We start from the raw sequence: 20,201 nt of genomic DNA, 5'->3' as shown, positions 1-20,201 counted from the left end.
TCCGTTCTGTAAGGGTGGCGCCGGCGCGCTTACGCGCGCGGCATGCCGAGCATCCGTTCGGCGACGATGTTGCGCTGGATCTCGTTGGTGCCCGCGTAGATCGTGCCGGCCTGCGCGAACAGGAAGCCGTCGAGCCAGTGGCCGAGCGTCGCGTGCTGCGCGGCCGTCTGCGGGACGACCTCGCCGTGCGCGCCGAGGATGTCGAGCGCGGTCTGGTGCATGCGCAAATCGAGCTCCGACCAGAACACCTTGTTGGTGCTCGACTCCGCGCCGATATGGCCGCCTTTCAGCAGCCGGCTCGCGGTCGCGTAGGTCGACAGCGCATACGCCTGCGCATCCATCCACGCCTGCACCACGCGCTCGCGCAGCGTCGGGTCGCGATCGGCGCTGTCGCGGTGGGCGAGATACAGGTCGCGCAGCGCCTGTGCGGTGCGCTGGAACCGTGCCGGCGAACGCAGCATCAGCCCGCGCTCGAACCCGGCCGTCGCCATCGCGACCTGCCAGCCCGCGCCTTCGGCCGCGAGCCGGTTCTCGACCGGCACGCGCACGTCGTCGAAGAAGATTTCCGCAAAACCCGTCTGCCCGTTGAGCTGGCGGATCGGCCGCACCGTGATGCCCGGCGCGGACAGCGGCACCATCAGGAACGTGAGCCCGTGGTGACGCGACGACTCGGGATCGCTGCGAAAGAGGCCGAACAGCCAGTCGGCCCACACCGCGCGCGTCGACCAGATCTTCTGGCCGTTCAGCACGTACTCGTCGCCGATGCGGGCGGCCGTCGTGCGGATCGCGGCCATGTCCGAGCCCGCGTTCGGCTCCGACCAGCCCTGCGCCCACACGTGCTCGCCGGCCGCCATCGCGGGCAGGAAGCGCGCCTTCTGCTCCGCCGTGCCGAAATCCATCAGCGTCGGGCCGAGCAGGAAGATGCCGTTCTGGTTCACGCGCATCGGTGCGTCGGCACGCCAGTACTCTTCCTCGAAGATCAGCCACTCGATCAGGTCGCAGCCGCGCCCGCCGAGTTCGCGCGGCCACGTGACCATGCTCCAGCGGCCCGAGTGCAGCGTGCGCTCCCATTCGCGGTGCGCGGCGAAGCCTTCCTCGGTGTCGAAGCTCGGCAGCCGCTCGCGCGGCACGTGGGCCGCGAGCCATTCGCGGATCTCCGCACGGAACGCCTGTTGCTTCGGCGTATAGGTCAGGTTCATGCGCGTGCCTCCTCGGCGGTTGCCTGCGCGTCGAAACGCGCATCGCGCTTCTCGACGAACGCGGCGCGCGCTTCCGTCGAGTCGTTCGTCATGTACGCCTGCAGCGTGAAGCCCTGCTCCCAGCGGTACTTGTCCTCGAGATCGCCGTCCTCGACGCCGTTCAGCGCCTCTTTCGCGAGCCGCACCATCGCCGGGCTCTTCTCCGCGATCTTGCGGGCGATCGCGAGGGCCGCGTCGCGCAGCGTGTCGCGCGTCACGACCTGCTCGACCGCGCCGAGCCGGTAAGCTTCGGCGGCGTCGATCATGTCGCCGGTGAAGTACATCGCGCGCACCTTCTGCACGCCGAACAGACGCTGCAGGTGCGCGCCGCCGCCCATCGCGCCGCGGTCGATCTCGGGCACGCCGAAGCGCGCGCAGTCGGCCGCGACGACGATGTCCGCCGCGCCGCAGATGCCGATCCCGCCGCCGAGCACGAAGCCGTGCACGGCCGCGATCACCGGCTTCGGGTTGCGGTGCACCGCGCGGAACGTCTCGTAGTTGCCCGCGTTGACCGCCACGATCCGCTCCGGATGCGCGGCCAGTTCCTTGATGTCGACGCCCGCGCAGAAGCCGCGCCCTTCGCCGCGCACGACGATCACGCGCACGTCGTCGTCCTCGCCGAGCGCGTCGAGCGCACGGGAAAGTGCGTGCCAGCCCTGCGCGTCGAGCGCGTTCACGGGCGGATGGGCGATCACCAGTTCGGCAATGCCGTCGGCGCGATCGATCCGGAACGGCATCGAGCCGGCCGGTTGGTTGGATGCTGTCATCTCCTCTTCCTCCCTGTGATTGTGTTCACGCGGCCTGTGCGGCCGGCGCGCCGCGCAGCGCGGCCAGTGCGTCGAGTCGCTCGCCGGCTTCCGCGACGATCCGCGCGATCAACGCGTCGCACGTTTCGATCGCGCCGATCATCGCGGCCGCCTGGCCGCTCGGCAGCACGCCTTCATCCGGGCGGCCCTCGACGATCGCGCGCTGGATCAGGAACGGCGCGTTCGCGGCCATCAGCGTCTGGCTCGCGGTGTAGTCGTGCGAGCGCAGCGCCTTGATCGCGAGGCCGAGCATGTCGCCCGTGCTCAGGCCGTTCTGGCGGCGCCATGCTTCGGCGGTCTTCAATGCGAACCACGTGCGGCGCAGCGGGCCGAAACTTTCGAGCTTCAGCAGGTACGGGTTGTCGATCATCCGTTGCGGCAGCCCGTCGAGTGCGTCCGATACGCGGATGCGCGCCGGGTCGCCGACCGCGACGTAGCGCTCGAGCGTCTCGCGCGGCACCGGCGATTCGGCGCTCATCAGGAAGCGCGTGCCCATCGCGATGCCGGCCGCGCCGTACGCGAGCGCGGCAGCCAGCCCGCGCCCGTCGAAGAAGCCGCCGGCCGCGACCACCGGCACGCGCACCGCGTCCAGCACCTTCGGCAACAGCAGCGTGGTCGGCACCGAGCCCGTGTGGCCGCCGCCTTCCGCGCCCTGTACGGTGACGATGTCCGCGCCGAGTTCGACCGCTTTCGCCGCATGCTTCGGCGCGCCGACCGTCGGCATGCAGACGATGCCGGCATCCTTAAAACGGCGGATCGTCTTCGCATCGGGCCCGCGGCCGTAGCTCACCGCGCGCAGCCTGTGCTTAATCGCCAACTCGACGACCTGCTGCGCGTTCTTCTGGAACATGTGGAAATTGATGCCGAACGGCTGGTCCGTCAGCGACTTCACTTTCAGGATCTCGGCCTCGACCTGCTCCGGTTCGAGCGTCGCGCCGGCCAGGAAGCCGAAGCCGCCGGCGTTGCTGGTGGCCGCGACGAGCCGTGCATCGGCCACCCAGCCCATCGCGGTCTGCACGATCGGGTAACGACAGCCGAGCAGGTCGCACAACGGCGTATGCAGCGTCGTGCTCATGCGGCGGCTCCGTTGACGGCAACCGGTGCAGGTGCCTGCGCGTCGCTACGGTCTGCGCCGTTCGGCTGGCGCTGCGAGCTGGCCATGCTGCGCGCGTCGTAGCCGCCGAGGCGGTCGCCGCTCACCAGCTCGTTGTGCGCATGCGCAAAGTGATGCCATGCGAACGCCGCATCCATCGCCGCGCGCTTGCCTTGCAGTTCCTCGACGTGATTCAGCGCCTGCTTGGTCAGCGTGAGCCCGAGGCGCGGCATCGTCGCGATCTTCGCGGCAATCGCGTAGGTCGCGTCGCGCAGCCGCTCGCGCGGCACCACGCGGTTGACCATCCCCATCTGGTACGCACGCTCGGCCGGCATCCGCTCGCCGAGGAACAGGAATTCCTTCGCGATGCGCGGATTCAGCTCGTACGCATGCGCGAAATACTCGACGCCCGGAATCCCCATCCGCACGACCGGATCGGCGAAGAACGCATCCTCGGACGCGACGATCAGGTCGCACACCCACGCGAGCATCAGCCCGCCGGCGATGCACGCGCCCTGCACCATCGCGATCGTCGGCTTCGGCAAATCGCGCCAGCGCCGGCACATCCCGAGGTACACCTCCTGCTCGCGTGCATAGAGGAATTCGCCGCCTTCCTTGTCGACGTGGTCGTACCACAGCGACGCGCGGTCGAACGACTCGTGGATGTCGCGGCCCGGCGTGCCGATGTCGTGGCCTGCCGAGAAATGCTTGCCGGCGCCCGCGAGCACGATCGCCTTCACCGCGTCGTCGTGCGCTGCGCGCCGGAATGCCGCGTCGAGCGCATACGTCATTTTCGAGTTCTGCGCGTTGTGATACTCGGGACGGTTCATCGTGATCGTCGCGATGCCATCCTCGACCGCGTAGTCGACGACACCGTCGCCGAAGGTCACCTGGGTCGCTTCCATATCGGACCTCATCCCCGGCGCGGCGCCGGATTGTTGCGCACGATCGTCGCGCGCAGGTTGTGCGGATCGAGCGATCGGACGATGCGCAGGTCTTCCGCGTTCGGCGGAGCCGTCGTGCCGAGGTCGGGTGCGGCGATCAGCGGGAAGCCCGTCGCGTCCTGCACCTCGTCGAAGCTCACGCCCGGATGCAGCGAACGCACGCGGATCGCGTGGTCGGGCCCGCCGAAATCCATCACGCACAGGTCGGTGACGATGCTGCGCAGGTCGACGAAGGTCTTCATCCCGGGCAACCGGCGCGCGGGGTTGTAGCCGACCGTGCACACCATGTCGACTTCGTTCTCGACGAACGTGCGCTTGCCGTGGCCGCTGACGAAGAACGAGTTCGCGTGATTCGTCGTGTTGCCGGGGAAGCCGCGTGCGCCGAGCAGCTGGGTTTTCGGGCGCGTGTAGTCGTCGCCGAGCCACGAGATGTTGGCCTGGCCGAACCGGTCGATCTGCGTCGGCATCACGAGCGCATGGCGGCGGCCGTGCCACAGGCAGTCGAACACGCGCTCGTAGGTCATCCAGCCGCTCGCCTTCACGCGATAGCCGTCGGGGCGCGGCCCAAGCGGCACCGGCTCCTCGACGAGATACGCTTCGCCGTCGGTCAGCATCAGCCCGTTGTTGTACGCGAGCCGCGCGAGGCCGGCCGCGAGCCGCGGGCCCGTGCCGATGCCGGTCGCCAGCACTTCGCCGTCGTCGCGCCAGAGTCGCGCGGACGCGACGATCATCAGTTCCGCGAGGGAATGGTCGAGAGATTCGCTCACAGGCGCTCCTTTACAGAATCGGCAACGGCAGCGTCGTCACGTGCGACAGCCCGCCGACGCCTTCGAGGTACTGGCGTTCGTCCTGGCCGACCACGTCGCGCAGGTACGCCGTCGTTTTCGCGTCGTCTTCCGCGCTGGCGCAGTACGCGCGCAGGTGCGGCAGGTCCCAGCCGTAAGCCGGCCCGCACGACGTCGGGTGTGCACCGCCCGGCGCATGGACGACACCGCTGACGAGCGAGCGCTCGAACGGATTGCGTTTGGCGGCATCGAGGTCTTCGCTCGCGAGCGATGCGTCGACCGTTTCCGCCGACACGTAGCAACGCTGTGCGGCACGTGCCATCCACGCGTCGAAGAACGGATCGGGGCCGTCGATGCGCGTGTTGCCCATCCGGTCGGCCGCATTCACGTGCAGCAGTGCGACGTCGAGCTCGATCGCGGGCATCGCGAGCAGCGTCTCGCCGTCGTCGTACGGCGATTGCACGGTGCGCAGTTGCGGCGCGTGATCGAGCAGCGCGGTGCCGAGCCCGGCGCGGGTCGGCAGGAACGGCAGTCGCGCGGCGGCCGCGCGCAGGCCGAGCTGCAGCATCCCTTCGTCGAGCTCGAGCACGTCGACGCGGCCCTGCTCACGGGCGCGGCGGAAATGCGGTTCGAGCGGAATCACGTCGAGCGACACGAAGCCGAACACCACCTTGCGCACCTTGTCCGCCGCACACAGCAGGCCGACATCGGCGCCGCCGTACGCGACGATCGTCAGGTCCTTCAGGTTCGAGCGCGCGATCTCGCGCACCAGTGCCATCGGCTTGCGCCGCGGCCCCCATCCGCCGATGCCGATCGTCATGCCGTCGGCGAGTTGCGCGACCACGTCGCGCGCGGACATCGTCTTGTCGAGAGGTTTCATCGTCATCGTGCTGGCTTACCGGTATCCGATGCTGAAATCGTGGCCCCACTGGCTCACCTTCGTGGCCTCGAACACCGCGTGCTTCGACCAGTCGACCGTGAGGCCGCCGAAGCCGTATTCGAGATCGAAGCCGCCGGGGGTCTTCATGTAGAAAGAGATCATCTGGTCGTTGCAGTGGCGGCCGAGCGTCGCGGACATCTTCACGTCGTGCGTGGCCACGCGATCGAGCGCGCGCCCCACTTCGTCCATCGAGTCGACTTCCGCCATCACGTGCACGCAGCCCGACGGCACGGCCATCTCGAACAGCGCGAGGCTGTGATGGCGCGCGTTGCGGCAGTGCATGAAGTGGATGCGCTTCTCCGGTTCCGCCGGATCGGGCGTGAACTTCACGCGATAGATGTCGGACAGCTCGAAGCCGAGCACGCCGCGCACGAACGCGTCGGTCGCATCGAACTGCGGCGCGGGCAGCACCGCGTGGCCGAGCCCCATGTCGCCGGTGACGAAGTGCGAGACACCCAGCGGCGACACGAAGCGGCGGAAGTCGCAGCGCGCGCCCCAGTACAGTTCGTGGCGGTTGCCGGACGGGTCGGTGCACCACGCCATCGCCTGCACGCGGCGCAGCGCAGCTTCGTCGCGGGTGGCACGCACCGGCTCGACGCCCGCACGCTGCAGCGCAGCAAGCGCGGCGTCGAACGCGGCGCCGTCGGGCAGTTCCCAGCCCGACGCGAAATAGCGGTCGGTCGAGCCGGGGACGATCACATAGCGGAAATCGCGCTCGTCCATCTTCAGGTACAGCGCGCCGTCGGGCGCGTCGAGCGCCTGCATGCCCAGCACGTCTTCCGCGTAGCGGCGCCACGCATCGACGCGCGTCGCCTCGACGACGACATAGCCAAGCGCACGGACATCGATCATGTCGGCCTCCTCCTGGTTCAGAATCCGTTGTTCGTGAAAGGATTCTGGCCGCTCGGGGGTGGCGTTACATCGTCTGTTGGGACGAGAGGCGGCGGGGAATTGGAGCGGCGCGGGCGCGCGCGCAAGCCCGGCGGAACGGGCTATGCGGACGGGAAGAGATGGGGAGCAGGTGTGGATTGCCGCAGCGCGGCAACCCAGATCAGTCGAACGGGTTCAGCAGCCGGACGCCGGTGCGGGCGAAATCCGCAACGTTGCGCGTGACGACGGTGAGATCGTTGATCAGCGCGGTGGCCGCGATCAGCTTGTCGATTTCGTGCGTCGGGTCGGGCACGCGCAAATGCCCCCACATCTGGCTGATCTCGATGTCGACCGGCAAGATGTTCGGCGCATAGCCGGACAGGATCGTCGCCATCCAGGCCTCGAGCGCCGACGCCTGGGGATGATCGCCGCGATGACGGATCAGATCGACGCCGCGGCGAAGTTCAGCAACCGTCACGACGGACAGGTAAAGCGGGCTCGCGAACGAGTAGAACACCCTGCCACTCACGAGCATGCAACAAAAGCAAAGCCTAAAACGTAGGCCGCACTCATTGCACAACAATATTTATAGTTCAACGCGCTAGACCATAAATCGTCCTGGCATCGATTGTTCATGGCGTTCACACCCTCGACGTTGGCTTCACTTTGCCTGACAAGATGAAACGATGATTGGATTTATTTCAGAAAATCCGAATACTCTCATTTTGCAAGTCAATATTTCAAACCCAGATCACCCTACTTCGCCAACACAAACCAGTGACTCTCAGAAATATATTTCGACCATTATAATGATCAAATTTACTGTCAACTCTACCAGTTCCACGCCACTCGCTCACAGGTTTTAATGCCCTCGGGGCTTGCCAACAAAACAGCAGCCCTTTACATATCTTTAAAAGGGCACTTAAATGAGCAAGTCAAACACCATTCAACTTACGAACAATACACAATACATACTCGTCCTCCATTCATTAAGCGGGAGCGGTGATTACTGGTCGGGAGATTATCCGCCCGCCTATCTTCGGCCGAACGATACTCTCATATTCACCAACTCACTCGACAGCGGGGACCTAAGCGGGTCGGCTCGCTTTGACATACTCGACACTGTGTACAAGAGATGCCCGGACGCAACCAACGTTCAGCTCGACTGGCACAATCCCGTCGGCGCCGCCAATTATGGGTCTGGATCGGTGGTGGGCAACACTGCGGGATTTTTTAACGTCGGCAGCCCGACGATTAGTGGTGACAACGTCGGCCATCCGACATTTGCCTGGACCGTAACCGGTCCCTGAAAGTCGGACTCGATATCGCGCCAAACCGCCAATTCACCCGTAGCTGCACCAGTTCTGTAGAGTATTGCCGTTATCAAAGTGTGGGCGACGTCGAACGTCATTGCTGACTGGCCGATGAGCAGTCTGCCGCAACTTAGCTGCTCCATCGGTCATTGACGTCGTCCACGCTTACAAGCCCGGGTAACTCCTGATACTACGCAGGTATGCTTTGATCATCGCGGTCGAGCCATGAACGTGATTCCTCCCTCGGCTAGACACCATTACACCCCTCCGGGTGATTTTCCGGAGGGGCCCGGCAGTCATTCACGTAGTCGTTGACCGCGTTGTAGCTCGCGACGATCGGAGTGACAACCTCATTGAGATGAGCATCGAAGGTTTCCTGATCCCGGATGAGAACGCACCGTCGTTCCACGAGATCCGGAGCCTCTCCAAGCGGCTGTACGACAAGCAGGGAAACGTCGATACGAAGGCTTTGCTCGGCCACATGTCGGACATGTCGGCCGAAACCTACGCAGATGCTCGAGGAATCGAACCTATTCGGGTGAAGGTGGGTTCTTATCGAATTCTGAACAGATTCTGAACACTCCCTTGTGCGACAAGGGTTTCCGGACGATCGAATGTTTCAATCAAATACACGCCTGGCCTCGCCGGAATCCTGAACACGTTGAAAATCCGCGTCGTCGCCAACATCGGGCATGCTCATCAGCACTTGCGCGAATGTCTTTCGCTTCGGCCGGCCGAGCGCATCGGCCAGGATGGCCCGATGTTCGGCCTCGGCACTCCTGCCATTTGCCGCAGCCTGCTCGCGCAAGCTCTGAACGATACTGTCATCCACGTTACGCACCAGTAGATTTGCCATGAGTTCCTCCATCCGGGTTTGATATCAACGTTAGCGCCACGAGGGCGAATTGCAATCATTGCGATCATCGCCATCGACGGAAGGAGGACGATGATTGGCGTCGGCGAACGGCAACGGGCCGCATGAATTGTCTCGACATGCGCCGCTCGCCCGACGGGTCGAATTGCTGTCTGCAAGGTAAGCCGGATCGGAGCAGCGGGAAAGACGGCCGAACGGCCATTCACCACCTGTTGTGGAGGCGCACGCAAACCGCAGCGAAGCGGCGGCATTCACCGTCTCCGCGCACGGTGCTCGCGTCGGTCGTCAGTCGGCGGTCGTGCCAACACCCGTTGCCACGCGCGTATCGGCGATGCCGGCGTCGCGCTCCCGAACACACGCGACGCCAGCCGCACCACTCAGAACCGATACGAAATCCCGATCTGCAAAACCGGGTACCACCGATAACGCGACATCACCTGCCGCAGCGAATCCAGCCCGCTCGAGGCCAGGATCTGGCTCTTCGCCGGCCCGGCCGCGGCTGCCAGTTCCGGCGACAGCGTGTACGAGCATTTCGGTATCCCGTACGCCACGCCGAGATCGGCAACGAATCCCAGCCCCTTCGACGCCGGCCGATGCCCGTAGCCGATCCCGAAGTACGGCATCACGGTCGGATAGCGCGCTTCCGCCACCGCGTACATCCCCGGCATCGCCGGATAGTGCTTGCCGCCGAACACATAGGTGCCGTTGGTCGGCACCGATACGCCGCGGAGATCGTCGTCGTTGAAGCGCAGGCCGAGCGTCGCCCGGAAGCCGCTGCCTCGCCACGGAAAGATGTCCGCGTACAAGCCGCCCTGGCGCAGCTTCAGGTCGTCCTGATAGCGATTGCCGGCCACCGTGAAGTCATGCGAAAGATCGATCGCATTGAAGTCCGCATGCGCGCCCAGCATCGAATTGAAGCTCACGGCCGCGCCGATGCCGACGCCCTGCGTACCACCCTGCAGGTAGATCTCCTGCGCGTGCGCGCTCGCGGCACACATCACCGCAACCGCTGCCCATTGGTTCACCGTCATTTTCACGGGCGCCTCCCCCGACATGTGCCGGGCGCGCCTCCCCAACGCATGCGGCCTGCGCCGCCCTGCGTAATGCGCCCCCCGGCACGACACCTCGCAAGCACGCTTGCTGTTCGACGGATCGGGAACGCGTTGCCCCGTGCGCATGACCGATACGACATGCGCGGCAGGTACGCCGCTGCTGGCAGCGCCCACGCCCCGATCCGATTCCCCGTTTGTTTCGATGTCGTTGCGTGCCGCCGATGCGTTCATCGTTGTTGCGTGTTTCGTTTGCACCGGCGGCACGGCGTCAACCGCAAAGCGCGTGCCATGCGGCGCAAACCGAAGCGGGGCAAGCGTCATCGCCGAACGTGAGCAGTCACGCGGCGTGTCATCGGAGGAAATGTTTCAGGTACGCATCGTTATTCGGCAGACCAGGCCGAAACACGAGATCCGACGTGTCGCACATCGGTTCCGCAATGCGTGTCGAACGAGGCGGGACGGCCGTCAGCGCCTGCGTGTCGTCGTTGCCGTCACGGGCGTGCGGCGCAATACATCGACGAATACGTTGCAAGGATGTGACCTCGCGCCCGTCGGGCGCGAGGCCGATGCGCGATCGCGCGTGGCAATGCAGGGTGAATACGGATGCCGGCGGGTGCTGCCCGGCCAACCGCTCAAACCGACTCGTGCGCGCGGACCAGCGCTCTCTCCGCTTCGAGATCGAGCTTGCGGGACAACCGGTAGTACACGCCGCCCGACACGATCAACCCGACGAGCCACGCAATGTCGATCTCGTGCAGCCGCTGCGCGATGAAGCCGACGAACACCGCCTTGCCGGTGGACGGATCGAAGATGCTGAAGAACGGAATCATCACGGCGAAGCCGATCAGGTACGCGGCGATCCCGGTCGCCTGCCAGGAACCGTAGATGCCATCGGGGCGGAAGAAATGCGGGATCACGTAATGCCCCTTGCGGACGAAGAAGTAGTCGACCAGGTTCACCGCCGTCCAGGGCACGAGGAAGTACAGCAGCGTCGTCAGGAACAGGTTCAGCAGGTTCAGGCCGCCGCCCTTCAGCAACAGGATGCAGGCAGCCAGCAGCACGCTGATGGCGACGATCGTCGTCACGCGCGCACGGCGGCCTGGGGTCATCGGCTGCAGACAATCGACGCCCGTCAGCACGGTCAGCGTCGCGCTGTACGTGTTCAGCGCGATGATCGGCACGAACCCGACGACGGCCACGGTCACGAGCAGCGCGCCGAACCCGGGCGCGGCCGCATTGCCGAGCCCATAGATCGCGGACAGCACGTTCGTCGCGGACAGCGACTGCGCGAGCGACGCACCGAGCGCGATCATCCATGCACCGGACAGCGATGCGCCGACGAACACCGCCGCGATCAGCGGCTTGCGCCTCGTATCGGCCGGCAGGTAGCGCGTGTAGTCCGACACGTACGGCGCGTAGCCGATGTTGTAGCTGGCCGATACCGCGAACTGCGTGAGGAACGCGACCCAGTTGAAGCCGAGGTTCGGCATCGGCGTGCCCGCCGCGCCGCCGCCCGCGTGCGTCATCGCCAGCACGGTCACGATCACGTAGACGGGCAGCGTCGCATACAGCGACCACTTGAACGCGCGGTGCATCGCGTCGTGCCCGTAGATCGCCAGCAGCGCGCCGATCGCGATCGCGACGAGGCCGACCGGCTTCGAGTCGTAGCCGAGAATGTTGTGCACGCCTTCGACGATCAGCGCGACGTTCACGACGTTGATGCCGAAGAACACGAACAACGCGGCCACCAGCGCGAGCACGACGCCGCGATAGCCGAACTGCGCGCGCGACTGGATCATCTGCGGCAGTCCCATCTCGGGCCCCTGCGAGCCGTGAAACGCCATGAACACCGTGCCGAACATGATGCCGAGCGCACCGGCGAGCGTCGTCCAGCCGGCCGACAGCCCCATCGCGGGGCCGACGAAGCCGATCGAAACGGTCAGGAAGTGAAAATTGCCGACGAACCAGAACGGTCCCTGGTGACGGAGCTTCGCACTCCGTTCGTGTTTCGGCACATAGTCGATCGAGCGGCCTTCGATGGCCGACGGATGCGATGCCTGGGCGACATGTTCCATGTCTTGTCTCCTGCGACGGCCGCGTTGCGCGCGGCCGATCGGGTCATTGGAATCGTTCGAATGAATGCGTTGACGGATCGGGTGGCGCGTTACTCGTCGTCGCGGTACGGGATGGTCCATTCCTCGCCGCGCACGGTCGTCACGTACTCGGGCCAGCGATACTGGTGCGGCACGCGGAAATCCGCCTCGAGCATCGGGGCTTCCCATGCGCGCCCGCCCACGCCGCCCTCCGTGCGCTGCGCGAATTCGGCCTGCGCCGCACGCAGCAGGTCGCGGTCCTCGAGCAGGTCGACGAGCGTCGCGCCGATCGTCTTCGACGCACTGACGATCATCGGGTCGATCGTCTCGCGGATGCCGCCGAGCGCGTTGGCCACCCAGTCCGGATACACGAAACCCGGCGGCGCCTTCAGCATCGGCCGGGCCACATAGAGCCGCACCGTCGGGCAGTGCCACGTGTACTCGGTGTAGTCGTCGGAGGTCATGTACTTCTGCCAGGACGGCATCTGCTTGCGCAATGCGGCTTCGCAGTCCTCCGGATCGATCAGTTGCTCGGTCACCGGCAGGAACGGCTCGGCCATCGCGTCGATGCCGAGGTTGCGCTGGATTTCCTGTGCGATGCCGATTGCATCGCCGTTCCAGCGCGGCGCGCCGGCGCGTTCCAGGTTCGCGTAGGTCGCCCGTGCGAGCGCATGGTTCGGCAGGCCGCCGCGCGACTTGCTGACCCACGTCTTCTTCCATTTGCAGTGGGTTGCCTGCGCTGCGGCCTCGGCATTCTGGTCCATGATTGCGCTGATGGTTTCGGCCTGCTCGACCGAATCGGTGCGCACCATGAAGTTGATCTGCGCGATGTGCGGCGGCAGGTTGTCGGCGGTCGCCTGCCCCGCGACGAGGATGGCCTCGTTGAAGCTCCACAGCCCGGTGGCCGGCAGCATCGAGCGGCGCAGCCCTTCGTTGAGCTGGTAGAAATGGATCAGCGCGTCGTTCGCGCCCGGTGCGCGCGCAGCCAGATGATTCTGCGGAATCGGGCTCAGCTTGTCCGACGCGATCCAGTATTCGGGATCGTCGCAAGTGAACGTGTAGATGTAGTTGTAGCCGACGCCACAGTGCGTATCCCACACCGTCGTATTGCACAGCGGCAGCAGGTAGGTCGGATGGAAGCTGACCGCCGCGTCGAGGCCGTCGTAATAGCCCTTTGCCGCGTGGATCGGCTTCGACGCGCGCAGCTTCTCCGCCGGCTCGCCGAAGAACTTCAGCGTGCCCTGCAGCCCGTGGCGCACCATCGCATCCTTCGCGGCCAGCAGGCCGCCGAGTGCGCTGATGCCGAGCGCCGAATGCGGATCCGTGTGGCCAGGTGCAAAGCGCGACAGGTGGCCACGCGGCTCGCGCCGCGTCGACGCGGCCTGGCAGTTGCCGGGCACCGCGTCGTATTCGGCGTAGGTCGCGACCGTCGGGCCTTCGCCCTGCCGGAACGTCGCGACGAACGCGGTGGGCATGCCGCCACTGCCTGCCTCGACGTCGAAGCCGGCTGCCCGGAGTTGTTCCACATACCAGGCGCTGGACTTGTACTCGCGGAACGCCGGTTCCGCGAAATGCCAGATCACCTGGTGCCAGTCGGACAGCTCGGTCGTGTGGCTGTCGATCCAGTCGAATACCGAACGCTGGGTTGCGCGCATCTCGTCTCCTTGGTTGTCGAATCGTTCGAATCGCTTTTCGCGACGCCATCCTACGGCCGGCCTATCGAATGGCATAATTGACCGTAATCGAATTTATCGATAACCAACATGACCCTCGATCATCTCGCGATCTTCATCGCGATCGCCAAGCACGGCGGTTTGTCGGCCGCCGCGCGGCGGCTCGGCAAGGCGCAATCGACGGTGAGCACGGCGCTCGCCAATCTCGAGGCCGACCTCGGCGTCCGCCTGTTCGATCGGGATCTTCATCAAGTGTCACTGACGGCCGAGGGCGAGGTGCTGCTCGGCTTCGCGCAGGCCACGCTGAACGCGGCGGCAACGCTCGAACGCAAGGCGTACAGCCTGGCGGGCGGGCGCGGGCACCGGCTGCGGCTCGGCATCGATCCGATCCTGCCGCAGACGGCCGTCCATCTGCTGTGCCTGGAACTCGAGCAACGCTTCCCGGAGCTTCAGCTCGAACTGCTGCAGCCGAACAGTGCCGACGCAGCCGCGCTGCTGAAGCACGGCGCGCTCGACATCTGCATCGCGGCAACGGTCGAAGCGACGCCGGTCGAATTCGGCGCGACGACGCTCGGCCACGTGCAGTTCGTGCCGGTCGCGGCGCGCAGCCATCCGCTCGCTGCGCTGAAGGCCGTCAGCAATCGCGATCTCGCACAGGTGCGCCAGTTGCGCGCGGCCGATCGCGATGCGGAGAGCGGCTCGGTGTTCGGGCGATACACCGAGATCATGTGGCACATCGAGAACCAGGCGCAGCTTGTCGACCTCGTGAAGAAGGGCCTCGGCTGGGCGTTCATCCCCGAGCACCTGCTCGCAGACGAAGGCAATGGCGAGCTGTACGTGCTGCCGCACGAATATCAGCGCTCCGCATTCCTGAAGGCGGTCGATTTGCTGTGGAGCCTGCGCAGCCGGCAGACGGACGTCATCGCGTGGCTGAATGCAGATCTGGGGAAATTGCGAACCCTGTTCGCGCTGCGATGACGCGAGCGGCGCGGCGCCGCCCGATCCATTCCGTAGAAGAAGTACTGTCCTGACGCGAGCGCCTGCCGCTTACCCGCGCACACCGACGACCACGCCGGCCGCGATGATCGCCAGCACGAGCAGCGACAGCAGCGCATACGTCCGGTCCCGCTCGCGCACGAACAGCCCCAGCAGCAAGGCGACGCGCGCAACCGGCAGCAGGATGAACAGCGCGACACCGGCTTTTGCGAACGCATGACCGGCCGGTGCGAATGCGCTGCCGCCCGCCCCCAGCAGCATCCCGACCGCGATCAGCCCGCACGCGCACACCGTGCCAACCCGCAGCAGCAGCGCGACTGCCCGATCGCGGCGCTCGACGCCATCGACGATGCGCGTCATCCCGCCCCGCCCGGCGCATGAACACCCAGCGCACTCAGGAGCATGTCGATCGCGAGCAACAGCAGCACGACGACGAAAAAGACCCGCAGCTTGTCGGCCGGCAAGCGGATCAGCAACCGCGCGCCGACGATCGCGCCGATCACCGAGCCGAGCGCGATCGGGCCGGCAAGACGGATGTCGATGTCGCCGCGCGCGAAATAGGCGCCCGCACTCGCCGCGGCCGTCACGCCGATCATGAAATTCGACGTGGCCGACGACACCTTGATCGGCAACCGCAGCGCGGTGTCCATCGCGGGAATCTTCAGCACGCCGGAGCCGATGCCGAGCAGCGCGGAAATCAGGCCGGCGCCAACCATCAGCGCCATGCCGAACGGCACCCGCCCGACCTGATAGCCGATCTCCCGGCCGGATGCCGGATCGGGAAAGCTCGCATGCAGACGGAGAGTGCTTGCCCAGCTCGCGGCATCGGGCGGCCCATCGGCGGGCGCTTCGTGACGCCGCGCCAGCATCTGCTTCGCGGACACGACGAGGATGACCGCGAACAACGCGTACAGGAACGAAGTCGGCACACGGCCGATCAACAGCACGCCCGCGAGCGCGCCGAACGTGGTGGCCGTTTCGAGCACGATCGCGAGCCGGACATTGACGAGCCGCCCCTTCAGGAACGATGCCGCGCCGCTGCACGAGCAGGCGATCACCGACACGATGCTCGCGCCGATCGCCGTCTGGATGCTCACGCCGAACAGCAGCGTGAGCAGCGGCACGACGAAGATGCCGCTCGCCATCCCGAGCACGCCGCCGAGCGCACTGGCGCCGAACGCGGCGACGAACAGCCAAAGCGCCTGCATGCCGGCCCGCCCCGTTACGAACGCTCGCCCGCGCGCCGGCTCAGGCGCGTGACGAAGCGGATGAGGTCGCCGCGGTAATAGAGCTTTTCGAAATCCACGGGCTGGTGCGCGTGCGTATGCGACGTCCGTTCGATCAGGAAGACCGGGCTGCCGGGCGCGATCGCGAGCGCCTGCGCAACCTCGGGCGGCGCCGCGACGGCTTCGAGCCGGTACTCGGCGTCGACGAGCGGCACGTCGTAGCGCTCCTCGAGCAACGAGAAAATCGGCTCGGCCTCCAGATCGTGCGCGACGATCTTCTCGCCGAGCTCGCGCGGCAGGTAGGTTTCGTCGAAGGAGACCGCGACGCCGTCGGCCAGGCGCACGCGGCGAATGCGCATGACCGCGGTGCCCGGCGGCAGCGCGAGCTGCCGCGCGACGTCGGCGCCGGCTTCGACGACCTGACGATCGACGAGCCGCGCCGTCGGCGTACGCCCGAGCGCGTGCATGTCCTCGACGAAGCCGGTCAGCTCGGTCAGTTCCTGCGTGATCTTCGGTTCGGCGACGAACGTGCCTTTCCCGCGCCGGATTTCGACGAGGCCGCGCGCGACGAGGTTTTCGATCGCCTTGCGCACGGTCGTCCGGCTGACTCCGAACCGCTCGATCAGGCGCTCCTCGGGAGGAAGCTGGCTGCCCGGCGGCAGGTCGGACGTCGAGATTTCGAGGGCCAGAGCGGCCTCGACCTTCGTATAGAGCGGCGCGTTGCCGAAGTCGGAGTTCATTAAGACATCATGACGTCACGACGTCATGATGTCAAATCCGCTGATTGTGCCGCGGGACGGCTACAACCCGTACCCGCCCGACACATTCAACTGCTGCCCGGTGATGTAATTGGCCCGGTCCGACGCCAGGAACACCGCCGCCCGCCCGACGTCGTGCGCCTTTCCCCAGCGCTTGAGCGCAAGCATCTTCTGCGTCTCGTCGATCCACGCCTGGTCGAACTGCCCCTGTTCGAGCAGCACCGGAAACATTCCGGCCTCGATCACGCCGACCAGGATCGAATTCGCGCGAATGTCGTAACGCCCCTCCTCGCGTGCCAGCCCCTTGACCAGCGCCTCGTTCGCCGCCTTCGGCGCGACCGACAGCCCGTCGCGGTCGGGCCAGCGCAGGTGCCCGGCCGACCCGAGCGTCACGAACGATCCGCCGCCCGACGCGCGGAAGTGCGGCAACGCCGCCTTCGCCGCCACGAAGAAGCCGACCGTCTCGACCTCGATCGCGCGGCGCCAGTCGTCGTGCGTCATGTCGCCGATATGACGCTGGTTCACGAACGGCCCGGCCGCCCAGACGACCGTATGCACGCGGCCATGCGCGCCGACCGCGGCCGCGAGCGCGGCGTCGACCTGGGCGGGATCGGTCACGTCCACGCAGTGCGTGGTGGCCGCGACGCCTTCGCCGCGAATGTCGCGTGCGACGCGTTCAGCCACGTCGGCCTTGCTGCGGTAGCCCACCGCGACCGGCACGCCGGCCCGCGCAAACTCGAGCGCGACGCCCTGCCCGATCCCGCCGCTGCCGCCGAACACCAGCACCGCGCCCTGCGGAAATCCGTTGTCGTTCATGCGTTCATCCCGTTCGTGTGTCGCGGCGGCGCTCAGGCCGCCGCCTCGGTCCCCGCCCGCAGGCGGTACTTCAGCACCTTGCCGGCCGCGCTCGTCGGCAGTTGTTCGACGAACGTGAAATGCCGCGGCACCTTGTAGTTCGCCATGTTGCGGCGCGCCCAGTCGTTCAGTTCGTCGGCGTCCGCTTGCGCGCCCGGCCGCAGCACGACATACGCGTGCCCGACCTCCCCGAGCCGCGTATCGGGCACGCCGACCAGCGCCACCTGCGCAATCGCAGGATGCGCTGCAAGCAGCCGTTCGATCTCGGCCGGATAGCAGTTGAAGCCGCCGACGATGAACATGTCCTTGATGCGATCGGTGATCTTCAGGTTGCCGTTCGCATCGACGCAGCCGAGATCGCCCGTATGCAGCCAGCCATCGGCGTCGACGGTCTCGCGCGTCGCGTCCGGCTGGTTGAAGTAGCCGCGCATCACGTTGTAGCCGCGCACCCAGATCTCGCCGGTCTCGTCCGGCCCGAGTGGTTCACCGCCCGGCCCCGCGATGCGCAGCTCGACATCCGGCATCGGCCGGCCCGACGTATAGGCGACCGTCTCCGCATCGTCGCCTTGCCGGCACAGCGTCGCGAAGCCGCACGATTCGGTCAGCCCGTAGCCGGTCAGCACCGTCTCGAAGCCGAGCTCCGCGCGCATCCGCTCGATCAGGCTCGGCGCGATCGCCGCCGCGCCCGTCACCGCGATCCGCAGCGACGACAGGTCGCGCGTCGCGCGATCGGGCGCGTCGAGCAGCGCGTAGTACAGCGTCGGCGGGCCGGGCAGCACCGAGACGCGATCGTCGGCGACGCGGCGCAGCACGTCGGCCGGCTGGAACACGAGATGCGGCAGCACGGTCGCGCCGCTCGACAGCGCGGCGAGCCAGCCGGCCTTGTAGCCGAACGTGTGGAAAAACGGATTGACGATCAGGTAGCGGTCGTCGGGCCGCACGCCTGCGATTGCCGCCCATGCCTGCGCAGCGCGCAGGTTCTGGCCGTGCGCGGTCATCACGCCCTTCGGGCGGCCCGTCGTGCCGGACGTGAACATCAGGTCCATCACGGTGTCGGGCGTCACCTGTGCCTCGCGTTCGCGCACCGCGACCAGCGGTACCTCGGCGCCGCGCGCGAGGAACGCGCTCCAGGTTTCGTCGTACGCGCCTGAAGGCGGCTCACCGTCGAACACGACGACGCGCTCGAGCGTCGCGGGCCGGTGCGGCGCGAGCATCGCCGGATAGGATTCGCCGAGGAAGGTGCCGCAGCAGAACAGCAGCCGCGCGCCGCCGTCGTGCAGGATGCCGCCCACCTCCATCCCCTTCATCCGCGTATTGACCGGCACGAGGATCGCGCCGACGGTGTGGATCGCCAGCGCCGCGACGATCCATTGCGGCAGGTTCGGCGCCCACACCGCGATGCGGTCGCCGGCCGCGATGCCACTCGCGAGCAGCGCGCGGGCCGCATCGAGGCGGGCCGCGTCGAGTTCCGCGTAGGTCAGCCGGCCATGCTCCGACTCGATCGCCGGATGCGCGCCGTGGCGCGCGGCTGCCCGCGCGATCAGCGCGGGCGTGGTCAGGATTTCGTTGTCCATCGTCATAGATCAGGGTGGCCGTGCGCGCCGCCGGCGCGCGACGGCTCAGTCGGGAAACACCACGCGCAGCGCATCGCTCGCGGGCCGCGCACAACAGGCGAGCGTCCAGCCGGCCGCGATCTCGTCTTCATCGAGCACGTGGTTGCTGTCGAGCGCGACCTCGCCGCGCTCGATCCGGCACATGCACGCGCCGCATTGCCCCATCCGGCAGGAATTCGGCGCCGGCACGCCCGCGCGCAGCATCGCGTCGAGCAGCGTTTCGCCGGGAGCACTGTCGAACGCGAACGCGTCGCCGTCGAGCACCGTCTCGATCGCCGCGCCGTCGCCGGATGCCGAAGCCGCCGCTGCGACGCTTGATGCCGTCGTATCCGACGCCGCCGGTGCCTGTGCCGGTGCATCGGGCAGCGATGCGAACCGCTCGACATGTACCCGCGCCCGCGGCAGCCCGAGGCCGAGCATCGCGGCCAGCGCGTTCTCCATGAACAGCGCGGGCCCGCAGATGAACGTCTCCTGCTGGCTGAACGGCCGCGCGAGTTCCTCGAGATGGCGCTGTTGCGGGATGCCCTGCACGCTGTCGAGCCAGTGGATCACGCGCACGCGGCCCGGATGGCGCTGCGCAAGCTGCTGCAGTTCGGCGCGGAAAATCACCGAGCGTTCGTCGCGGTTCGCATAGATCAGCGTCAGCATCCCGCGCCCGTGCACGAGGGCCGATTTCAGGATCGACAGCACCGGCGTGATGCCGCTGCCGCCCGCGAACAGCAGCAGGTCGCCGTCGAGCGTGCGCGGCGTGAACACGCCTGCCGGCGGCAACACGTCGAGCGCGTCGCCCGCCTTCACGCGGTCGCACAGCCAGTTCGACGCACGGCCGTCGCGTACACGCTTGACGGTGATCTTCGGCGCGGCGTCGATGCCGGGCGCGCTCGACAGCGAGTAGCAGCGCGCGACGGTCGCGTCCGCGCACGGCACGTTCAGCGTCAGGAACTGACCGGGCCGGTACGCGAAGGCGTCGCGCAACGCGGCCGGCACGTCGAACACGAACGAGCACGCGTCGTCGCTTTCGGCAATCACTTCGGCAACGGTCAGCCGATGGAAGCGCGAATCGCTCATGGCC

The 20,201-nt window shown here is 66.8% G+C and carries 21 protein-coding genes; 3 read left to right on the top strand and 18 right to left on the bottom strand.

The annotated features are described in order from the left end of the window. Positions 1-29 precede the first annotated feature (29 nt). From BCEP18194_RS29950 to BCEP18194_RS29915, 8 genes are all read right to left on the bottom strand, one after another. Positions 30-1,199 (bottom strand): acyl-CoA dehydrogenase family protein, encoded by a 1,170-nt coding sequence (locus BCEP18194_RS29950; RefSeq protein WP_011355041.1) that lies wholly within the window; start codon positions 1,197-1,199, stop codon positions 30-32. After that, positions 1,196-2,005, bottom strand: coding sequence for an enoyl-CoA hydratase family protein (locus BCEP18194_RS29945; protein ID WP_011355040.1), 810 nt, complete (start codon positions 2,003-2,005; stop codon positions 1,196-1,198). Before BCEP18194_RS29945 ends, BCEP18194_RS29950 begins: the two co-directional genes overlap by 4 nt. Before the next feature lie 25 nt (positions 2,006-2,030). Further along, positions 2,031-3,119, bottom strand: coding sequence for an NAD(P)H-dependent flavin oxidoreductase (locus tag BCEP18194_RS29940; RefSeq protein WP_011355039.1), 1,089 nt, complete (start codon positions 3,117-3,119; stop codon positions 2,031-2,033). Then, positions 3,116-4,042 (bottom strand): enoyl-CoA hydratase, encoded by a 927-nt coding sequence (locus BCEP18194_RS29935; protein ID WP_011355038.1) that lies wholly within the window; start codon positions 4,040-4,042, stop codon positions 3,116-3,118. Before BCEP18194_RS29935 ends, BCEP18194_RS29940 begins: the two co-directional genes overlap by 4 nt. A gap of 8 nt (positions 4,043-4,050) precedes the next feature. Next, positions 4,051-4,848, bottom strand: a complete 798-nt coding sequence (locus tag BCEP18194_RS29930) for an acyl CoA--acetate/3-ketoacid CoA transferase subunit beta (RefSeq protein ID WP_011355037.1) — start codon at positions 4,846-4,848, stop codon at positions 4,051-4,053. A gap of 10 nt (positions 4,849-4,858) precedes the next feature. After that, the gene (locus BCEP18194_RS29925; RefSeq protein WP_011355036.1) at positions 4,859-5,752 is read right to left on the bottom strand and encodes a CoA transferase subunit A; all 894 of its coding nucleotides are present in this window, start codon (positions 5,750-5,752) and stop codon (positions 4,859-4,861) included. A gap of 9 nt (positions 5,753-5,761) precedes the next feature. Further along, positions 5,762-6,658: a VOC family protein gene (locus BCEP18194_RS29920; protein ID WP_011355035.1), complete on the bottom strand. Its 897-nt coding sequence runs from the start codon at positions 6,656-6,658 to the stop codon at positions 5,762-5,764. Positions 6,659-6,857: 199 nt separating this feature from the next. After that, positions 6,858-7,211 carry a type II toxin-antitoxin system VapC family toxin gene (locus tag BCEP18194_RS29915; protein ID WP_011355034.1) on the bottom strand — a complete coding sequence of 118 codons (354 nt, stop codon included), beginning with the start codon at positions 7,209-7,211 and terminating at the stop codon, positions 6,858-6,860. 391 nt (positions 7,212-7,602) lie between these two features. Here BCEP18194_RS29915 and BCEP18194_RS40360 point away from each other — a divergent pair, with 391 nt between their 5' ends. Together BCEP18194_RS40360 and BCEP18194_RS29910 are read left to right on the top strand one after the other, a co-directional pair. Beyond that, entirely contained in the window at positions 7,603-7,986 is a 384-nt protein-coding gene (locus BCEP18194_RS40360; protein ID WP_011355033.1) for a hypothetical protein, read from the top strand. 361 nt (positions 7,987-8,347) lie between these two features. Next, positions 8,348-8,566: a hypothetical protein gene (locus tag BCEP18194_RS29910; RefSeq protein ID WP_011355032.1), complete on the top strand. Its 219-nt coding sequence runs from the start codon at positions 8,348-8,350 to the stop codon at positions 8,564-8,566. Positions 8,567-8,608: 42 nt separating this feature from the next. Here the strand turns inward: BCEP18194_RS29910 and BCEP18194_RS29905 are convergent, their stop codons facing one another. The 4 genes from BCEP18194_RS29905 to BCEP18194_RS29890 form a co-directional block, all read right to left on the bottom strand. After that, complete coding sequence (locus BCEP18194_RS29905) at positions 8,609-8,845, bottom strand: FitA-like ribbon-helix-helix domain-containing protein (protein WP_039351245.1); 237 nt, start codon at positions 8,843-8,845, stop codon at positions 8,609-8,611. Between the two features lie 395 nt (positions 8,846-9,240). Beyond that, on the bottom strand, positions 9,241-9,918 hold the full coding sequence (locus BCEP18194_RS29900; protein ID WP_011355030.1) for a hypothetical protein: 678 nt from the start codon (positions 9,916-9,918) through the stop codon (positions 9,241-9,243). Between the two features lie 629 nt (positions 9,919-10,547). Next, positions 10,548-11,990, bottom strand: coding sequence for a purine-cytosine permease family protein (locus tag BCEP18194_RS29895; RefSeq protein WP_011355028.1), 1,443 nt, complete (start codon positions 11,988-11,990; stop codon positions 10,548-10,550). A gap of 89 nt (positions 11,991-12,079) precedes the next feature. Next, entirely contained in the window at positions 12,080-13,663 is a 1,584-nt protein-coding gene (locus BCEP18194_RS29890) for a metal-dependent amidase/aminoacylase/carboxypeptidase (protein WP_011355027.1), read from the bottom strand. Positions 13,664-13,771: 108 nt separating this feature from the next. Here BCEP18194_RS29890 and BCEP18194_RS29885 point away from each other — a divergent pair, with 108 nt between their 5' ends. Further along, on the top strand, positions 13,772-14,659 hold the full coding sequence (locus tag BCEP18194_RS29885; RefSeq protein ID WP_011355026.1) for a LysR family transcriptional regulator: 888 nt from the start codon (positions 13,772-13,774) through the stop codon (positions 14,657-14,659). Positions 14,660-14,728: 69 nt separating this feature from the next. Here BCEP18194_RS29885 and BCEP18194_RS29880 read toward each other — a convergent pair whose 3' ends face one another. Genes BCEP18194_RS29880 through BCEP18194_RS29855 form a run of 6 tightly spaced genes read right to left on the bottom strand, consistent with a single transcriptional unit; the run spans position 14,729 to position 20,197 of the window. Next, positions 14,729-15,037, bottom strand: coding sequence for a DUF1634 domain-containing protein (locus BCEP18194_RS29880; protein WP_011355025.1), 309 nt, complete (start codon positions 15,035-15,037; stop codon positions 14,729-14,731). Beyond that, positions 15,034-15,885, bottom strand: a complete 852-nt coding sequence (locus tag BCEP18194_RS29875; RefSeq protein WP_011355024.1) for a sulfite exporter TauE/SafE family protein — start codon at positions 15,883-15,885, stop codon at positions 15,034-15,036. The genes BCEP18194_RS29880 and BCEP18194_RS29875 overlap by 4 nt, the downstream gene beginning before the upstream one ends. A gap of 14 nt (positions 15,886-15,899) precedes the next feature. Then, on the bottom strand, positions 15,900-16,643 hold the full coding sequence (locus BCEP18194_RS29870; protein ID WP_011355023.1) for a GntR family transcriptional regulator: 744 nt from the start codon (positions 16,641-16,643) through the stop codon (positions 15,900-15,902). A 60-nt stretch (positions 16,644-16,703) separates the two neighbouring features. After that, positions 16,704-17,477, bottom strand: coding sequence for an SDR family NAD(P)-dependent oxidoreductase (locus tag BCEP18194_RS29865; protein ID WP_011355022.1), 774 nt, complete (start codon positions 17,475-17,477; stop codon positions 16,704-16,706). Positions 17,478-17,509: 32 nt separating this feature from the next. Then, on the bottom strand, positions 17,510-19,096 hold the full coding sequence (locus tag BCEP18194_RS29860; RefSeq protein ID WP_011355021.1) for a FadD3 family acyl-CoA ligase: 1,587 nt from the start codon (positions 19,094-19,096) through the stop codon (positions 17,510-17,512). A gap of 39 nt (positions 19,097-19,135) precedes the next feature. Continuing rightward, the gene (locus tag BCEP18194_RS29855) at positions 19,136-20,197 is read right to left on the bottom strand and encodes a ferredoxin--NADP reductase (RefSeq protein WP_011355020.1); all 1,062 of its coding nucleotides are present in this window, start codon (positions 20,195-20,197) and stop codon (positions 19,136-19,138) included. Positions 20,198-20,201: the final 4 nt, after the last annotated feature.

The sequence above is a fragment of the Burkholderia lata genome (genome assembly GCF_000012945.1).
GTDB lineage: Bacteria > Pseudomonadota > Gammaproteobacteria > Burkholderiales > Burkholderiaceae > Burkholderia > Burkholderia lata.
Note: the sequence above shows the minus strand (reverse complement) of the source record. Positions and strands in the feature narration are given on the sequence as shown.

What these genes read in the sequence shown, in the direction of transcription:
- BCEP18194_RS29950 (WP_011355041.1), bottom strand. Translation starts at nt 1,199, where the DNA reads ATGAACCTGACCTATACGCCGAAGCAACAGGCGTTCCGTGCGGAGATC.
- BCEP18194_RS29945 (WP_011355040.1), bottom strand. Translation starts at nt 2,005, where the DNA reads ATGACAGCATCCAACCAACCGGCCGGCTCGATGCCGTTCCGGATCGAT.
- BCEP18194_RS29940 (WP_011355039.1), bottom strand. Translation starts at nt 3,119, where the DNA reads ATGAGCACGACGCTGCATACGCCGTTGTGCGACCTGCTCGGCTGTCGT.
- BCEP18194_RS29935 (WP_011355038.1), bottom strand. Translation starts at nt 4,042, where the DNA reads ATGGAAGCGACCCAGGTGACCTTCGGCGACGGTGTCGTCGACTACGCG.
- BCEP18194_RS29925 (WP_011355036.1), bottom strand. Translation starts at nt 5,752, where the DNA reads ATGACGATGAAACCTCTCGACAAGACGATGTCCGCGCGCGACGTGGTC.
- BCEP18194_RS29920 (WP_011355035.1), bottom strand. Translation starts at nt 6,658, where the DNA reads ATGATCGATGTCCGTGCGCTTGGCTATGTCGTCGTCGAGGCGACGCGC.
- BCEP18194_RS29915 (WP_011355034.1), bottom strand. Translation starts at nt 7,211, where the DNA reads ATGCTCGTGAGTGGCAGGGTGTTCTACTCGTTCGCGAGCCCGCTTTAC.
- BCEP18194_RS40360 (WP_011355033.1), top strand. Translation starts at nt 7,603, where the DNA reads ATGAGCAAGTCAAACACCATTCAACTTACGAACAATACACAATACATA.
- BCEP18194_RS29910 (WP_011355032.1), top strand. Translation starts at nt 8,348, where the DNA reads ATGAGCATCGAAGGTTTCCTGATCCCGGATGAGAACGCACCGTCGTTC.
- BCEP18194_RS29905 (WP_039351245.1), bottom strand. Translation starts at nt 8,845, where the DNA reads ATGGCAAATCTACTGGTGCGTAACGTGGATGACAGTATCGTTCAGAGC.
- BCEP18194_RS29900 (WP_011355030.1), bottom strand. Translation starts at nt 9,918, where the DNA reads ATGTCGGGGGAGGCGCCCGTGAAAATGACGGTGAACCAATGGGCAGCG.
- BCEP18194_RS29895 (WP_011355028.1), bottom strand. Translation starts at nt 11,990, where the DNA reads ATGGAACATGTCGCCCAGGCATCGCATCCGTCGGCCATCGAAGGCCGC.
- BCEP18194_RS29890 (WP_011355027.1), bottom strand. Translation starts at nt 13,663, where the DNA reads ATGCGCGCAACCCAGCGTTCGGTATTCGACTGGATCGACAGCCACACG.
- BCEP18194_RS29885 (WP_011355026.1), top strand. Translation starts at nt 13,772, where the DNA reads ATGACCCTCGATCATCTCGCGATCTTCATCGCGATCGCCAAGCACGGC.
- BCEP18194_RS29880 (WP_011355025.1), bottom strand. Translation starts at nt 15,037, where the DNA reads ATGACGCGCATCGTCGATGGCGTCGAGCGCCGCGATCGGGCAGTCGCG.
- BCEP18194_RS29875 (WP_011355024.1), bottom strand. Translation starts at nt 15,885, where the DNA reads ATGCAGGCGCTTTGGCTGTTCGTCGCCGCGTTCGGCGCCAGTGCGCTC.
- BCEP18194_RS29870 (WP_011355023.1), bottom strand. Translation starts at nt 16,643, where the DNA reads ATGAACTCCGACTTCGGCAACGCGCCGCTCTATACGAAGGTCGAGGCC.
- BCEP18194_RS29865 (WP_011355022.1), bottom strand. Translation starts at nt 17,477, where the DNA reads ATGAACGACAACGGATTTCCGCAGGGCGCGGTGCTGGTGTTCGGCGGC.
- BCEP18194_RS29860 (WP_011355021.1), bottom strand. Translation starts at nt 19,096, where the DNA reads ATGACGATGGACAACGAAATCCTGACCACGCCCGCGCTGATCGCGCGG.
- BCEP18194_RS29855 (WP_011355020.1), bottom strand. Translation starts at nt 20,197, where the DNA reads ATGAGCGATTCGCGCTTCCATCGGCTGACCGTTGCCGAAGTGATTGCC.